We start from the raw sequence: 3,652 nt of genomic DNA on the forward strand, positions 1-3,652 counted from the left end.
GGTGCAGGGCGACGTGCACACCAGCGACATCCTCAGCCAGCCCGACGATCCCGCACTGCCGCCGCCCCCGCCCAAGGACGACGGCGGCGAGGACATCCTGCTGGTGGGTGTGGACGCCCGCACCGATATGCAGGGCAACGAGTTGTCGTCGTCGATGCTGAAGACGCTGCGGACCGAGCAGACCGGCGGGATCAACACGGACACGCTGATCATCCTGCGGCTGCCCAAGAACGGCGGGAAGCCGTTCGCCGTCTCGATCCCGCGCGACACCTGGGTCACCGTCCCGCGAGGCGGCCAGGCCAAGATCAATTCCGTGTTCGGCACGGCCAAGGCGGCCGCCGCCGCGCAGTTGCGGGCCCAGGGCGAGCGCGACGCCGCGCGGATCGAGCGGGACTCGGACGAGGTCGGGCGCAAGGCATTGGTGCAGACCATTCAGGATTTCACCCAGGTTCGCATCGACCACTACGCCGAGGTGAACCTGCTCGGGTTCTACCTGATCACCGAGGCACTGGGGGGCGTACAGGTCTGCCTGAACCACGCGACCGAGGACAAGGACTCCGGCGCGAACTTCTCCGCCGGCGTGCAGACCGTCACCGGCGGTGAAGCGCTTTCCTTCGTGCGGCAACGGAAGAACCTGCCGCGCGGGGACCTCGACCGGATCGTCCGGCAGCAGGCGTTCCTCGGCTCGGCACTGCACAAGGTGCTGACTGCGGGGGTGCTCACCAACCCGGGCAAGCTGAACGACCTCACCGACGCGCTGCACCGCTCCCTCGTCCTCGACCCGGACTTCGACCTGCTCCAGCTCGCCGAGAAGGCGAAGGGACTCGCGTCGGGGGCGGTGTCCTTCCAGACCATTCCGGTGCTCACCATCAACGGGCGCAGCCCGGACGGGCAGAGCATCGTGGAAGTCGACCCGGAGGCCGTGCGACAGTTCTTCACCGCGCTCGCCACCCAGCCCACCGGCGGTGGCGGCTCGTCCGGGGGCGGCGCCGCCCCTGCCGGGGTCACCTGCGTGAACTGACGCGGGTCGTGCGGAAGGCCGCGGGGCGGGGGCGGCTAGATTGCGGGTATGAGCCTGACCGACCGCCTGTTCCGCCCCCTGCTGTCCCAGCCGGCGCGCCCGCTGATCACGCACTACGACGACGCGGCGGGCACGAGGGTCGAACTGTCGGTGGCCACCCTGGCCAACTGGGCGGCCAAGACGGCGAACTGGCTGGTTGACGAGTTCGACGTGGAACCGGGTGACGAGGTGGCCGTGCTGCTGCCCGCGCACTGGCAGACGGCGGGTGTGCTGCTCGGTGCCTGGTGGTGCGGCGCACACGTGGTCGCCGAGCCCACCGGGGCACGGGTCGCGTTCGTCACCCCGGACGGCACCGGTGGGACTGCCGCCGGAGGCACCGCCGTCGCCGTGGTCGCGCTGGACCCGCTGGGCCGCGGCCTCGCTTCCGCCCCGCCCGAGGGTGCTCTGGACTACCTCGCCGAGGCGAGGCTCTCCGGCGACCAGTTCAGCCCGCTGTCCCCGATCGGCGGGGACACCCCGGCGCTCGCGTCGTCCACTGTGGACGAATTGGTCGAACGGGCCCGGGAACGCGCCACGGAGCTGGGCATCGCGGCGGGCGACCGTGTGCTGTCCACGCTCGAGTGGAGCATCCCCGGCGGTCTCGTCGACGGCCTGCTCGCCCCGCTGGTCGCGGGCGCGAATCTCGTCCAGGTGACGAACGCGGACCCGGCCAGGCTCGCCGACCGCCGCCGGGCCGAACGGACCACGGTCGACCTGCTCGCCTGAGCGCGCGGCCGCCTCAGGACGGCCGCTCGATCAGGAACAGGAAGGCGATCAGGCCGATCATGAACCACCAGGCGTCGGCGTTGACCGCCGCCGCGACGATGCCCAGGACGATCGCCGAGAGCGCCAGGACGGGTGTGGCTTCTCTGGCCATACCTACAGCGTGCCGCAAAACCCGCGCACCCGTCGGGTGAACCGATGCCCGGTCACGCGCTGTGTCCTCCAGGCTGCGGAAATGGAAAAGGGAGCCCTGGTCCGCCTCGATCCGGACCAGGAAGACTCAGCCCTGTTCCTCGGCTGGCGGCCGGAGCGTTGAGGTGCGAACAGTACGCCTTACCGCATTGGCGCGGTAGCCTTGTGCGACCTCATCTCCGCCCGAGAGTGGCTCTGCCCCCCGTCCGACGAGCCGGGGTTCCCGGGCGGAACGGGTTCGGGCGGACGAAGGGGGCGGTGTTCGTTCAGGCGTTCCCTAGTTCCGCGAGCAGAGTTTCCGCAGCCGCCCGCGCTGGTTCGGACAAAGGCGTCGGCGATCCACGGCGGGCGGCGGCTCGGATCGCGTTCGCGCACTGCAACAGCCGGGCAAGCCTGCCCGAACGAGTATCGAGATCATCGGCGAACTCACGCTGAACCCGTGCGGCCATCTGAGGATCGGGAAGCGCCGACTGCCACAGCGTCGCGGCATCATGTCCACGTGGTGCGACGCCCCAGTCTTCCCAGTCGATGACGTGCCCTTCCGTGGAGAGATTGCCCCAGTGCAGGTCCGTATGCGCGGTCGCCCACTCGTCGACGACAGTCTCGATGTCGCCGAAAACCTCGGTAATCCTCTTGGTGAGGTGAGTTTGGCTCATCCCGACCCGCTCGGTCGGGTGTGCTCCCAGCGCGGCCAACGACTCACGCAGACCGCTCCACCATGAGTCCGGCAGGGTTGCCGCCGTAGCGAGATCGCCCACGACCGGAGCGGTAATCAACTCCACTTCGTCCGCGCGCCACACAACGTTCCTCGCCGGGTCGATCCACGTGGCGCTTTGAAACCACTCGGGCTTCTTGACTCCCCGGATCGTCGCCGCGGCTTCCAAACCGACCCACACGGCACTGCTGATCCGCCATCGCTGACGGCGTTCGATCCTCACCCAAGTGTCGTTGCTGGTACGAAAACCTTCCGTGGCCCCATGTTCTCCGTACACCACGGACGGACGAACAAGCCGTACGTCCAACGCGCGCTCGACACGGTCGAGTACATCTTCGTGCTGGTTCTCCCGCACATCGAAAACCGCCAAGGGGCGAGGATTGCCGGCAACCCGAATGGTCGGCTCGGCCATGCGCGTCAACCTACCAGCGCGTACCGCCGTCGTCGCCCTCAGCCATGCGAGCCACAGTTCAGCGTTCCGCGATGGCGATCGGGGTTGTGATTAGCGCTCCAGGCTGCGGAAATGGAAAAGGGAGCCCTGGTCCGCCTCGATCCGGACCAGGGCTCCCTTCGTCGAAGGGGGCTCCCGGGAAGGGGTCAGCCCTTGAGCAGGGCGCGGGCCATCACCATGCGCTGGATCTGGTTGGTGCTCTCGTAGATCTGGGTGATCTCTCGGCCGGTTTGGGCCGACCTGCTGGCTTCCCACCAGAATACGTCCTGAACTGGGAAAAGCGTCTCGGTAGTTCTCAGTGATTGTTACCACTGCCCGACGTCAGACGGCCTGGAGACGGCCTGGCGTTCTCGGCTTGGGAATCAAGTGGATCACGCTGGAAAGTGGTCCTGGCCTGCGGCGGAAGGTGTGCGCTGGGTACCTCTGTTGACCGTGGTTGACCGGGGCATGTTGTTGGGATGTTGCTAGTGGCCTGGGGCTGAGGTGATCTCCTCGCGGCGCGGGTTCATCC

4 protein-coding genes are annotated in these 3,652 nt (G+C 68.2%); 2 read left to right on the forward strand and 2 right to left on the reverse strand.

Going from position 1 to position 3,652, the window contains the following annotated elements:
- Both FNH05_RS34455 and FNH05_RS34460 read left to right on the forward strand, forming a co-directional pair.
- Positions 1-1,021 (forward strand): LCP family protein (locus tag FNH05_RS34455; RefSeq protein WP_144593041.1); only part of this gene is annotated, 1,021 nt, incomplete at its 5' end.
- A gap of 48 nt (positions 1,022-1,069) precedes the next feature.
- Entirely contained in the window at positions 1,070-1,786 is a 717-nt protein-coding gene (locus FNH05_RS34460) for a TIGR03089 family protein (protein ID WP_144593042.1), read from the forward strand.
- A gap of 13 nt (positions 1,787-1,799) precedes the next feature.
- Here FNH05_RS34460 and FNH05_RS38530 read toward each other — a convergent pair whose 3' ends face one another.
- Positions 1,800-1,937, reverse strand: coding sequence for a hypothetical protein (locus FNH05_RS38530; RefSeq protein WP_186382881.1), 138 nt, complete (start codon positions 1,935-1,937; stop codon positions 1,800-1,802).
- 304 nt (positions 1,938-2,241) lie between these two features.
- Positions 2,242-3,102 carry a phosphotransferase gene (locus FNH05_RS34465; protein WP_186382882.1) on the reverse strand — a complete coding sequence of 287 codons (861 nt, stop codon included), beginning with the start codon at positions 3,100-3,102 and terminating at the stop codon, positions 2,242-2,244.
- Positions 3,103-3,652 lie beyond the last annotated feature (550 nt).

This window comes from Amycolatopsis rhizosphaerae, from assembly GCF_007713715.1.
GTDB classification, from domain to species: Bacteria; Actinomycetota; Actinomycetes; order Mycobacteriales; family Pseudonocardiaceae; genus Amycolatopsis_E; species Amycolatopsis_E rhizosphaerae.